The organism is Streptomyces viridochromogenes DSM 40736 (assembly GCF_000158955.1).
GTDB lineage: Bacteria > Actinomycetota > Actinomycetes > Streptomycetales > Streptomycetaceae > Streptomyces > Streptomyces venetus.
Window position 1 is genome coordinate 2,051,556 of the sequence record NZ_GG657757.1, and the last position, 1,031, is coordinate 2,052,586.

Annotated in this window: 2 protein-coding genes; both read right to left on the minus strand. The window is 73.7% G+C overall.

The window, feature by feature from the left end; translation table 11 throughout:
- Positions 1-25: 25 nt before the first annotated feature.
- Positions 26-403: a DUF3618 domain-containing protein gene (locus SSQG_RS08985; RefSeq protein WP_003989419.1), complete on the minus strand. Its 378-nt coding sequence runs from the start codon at positions 401-403 to the stop codon at positions 26-28.
- Entirely contained in the window at positions 400-819 is a 420-nt protein-coding gene (locus SSQG_RS08990; RefSeq protein WP_003989420.1) for a phage holin family protein, read from the minus strand. The genes SSQG_RS08985 and SSQG_RS08990 overlap by 4 nt, the downstream gene beginning before the upstream one ends.
- Between the last annotated feature and the right edge of the window lie 212 nt (positions 820-1,031).

A 1,031-nucleotide genomic window follows, 5' to 3' on the forward strand; every position in this document is an offset into this window, starting at 1 on the left:
CCGCCCCACCCCCGCGCCTAGACCCTCAACGCCAGCGATGCCCGTGCTGATGCCGCCGCCGCAACACCTCGACCGCCACCACCGCCGCCCCCGCGGCCGCCCCCGCGACCAGTACCGGCCCCGGATGCCGCATCCCGGCCCGCACGACACTGCGCACCGGCCGAGGCCCCGTGTGCGTCGCCTTGTCCTGCACCGTGTGCCCAGCCTGCGCGGCGCTGCTCCGCAACTGCACCGTCATCGCCCCGGCCTTGTCCCGGAGATCGGCCGCCCGGGCCCGCGCACGCCCCTTCACGTCCGCCTTCCCCGCCAACTCCTCCACCGTGTCCCCGAGTTCGTTCCGGGTCCGCTCGATCTGCTGCCGCAGCTCGTCGGGCCCCTTGGCCCCACCCGTCGCTTCCGTCATCGATGCGCCCTTTCCTTGATCTCCTCCACGTCCGCCCTGACACTGCCGAGCGCCTCCTCAGGCGTGGGAGGCGTGGCCCGCCGCAGCTGTCCCCGGCCGATCGCGGCCAGCACGCCCGCGATCACGAACAGCACACCCGTGATGATGAGCGCCGCGGCCCAGACGGACAGCACCAGCGACAGCGCGGCGATGCCCGTACCGGCCAGCGCGAGGAACCCGGCGTAGGCGACCGCACCCGCCGCCCCGAGCAGCCCACCACCACGGCCCGCACGCCGCCCCTTCTCGGCCAGCTCCTCCTTGGCAAGAGCCACTTCCTGCCGCACGAGCCGGGAGAGCTGCTCCGCGGCCTGTGAGACGAGCTCGCCCACGGAGTGGTGCTCGTCGCGCACGGCCCGTTGATCCATGGTCCCGGTCACGGTGTTCCGCCTCCTCTCGACGTAGGAACCCCCGAGTACCCGGCCCACCCCCCGCTACCCCTGCGGCGTCCCGCCGTCCCCGCGCTCCCCCAGCCGGGCCAGTTGAGCCTGAAACCAGTCGAGTCGCGCCTGCAACAACGCGGCCTCCGCGACAAGTTCGGACACCCCCACCTCCACTCCCACCCCCGACTCCAGCCCTGCCCTCTCCGCCC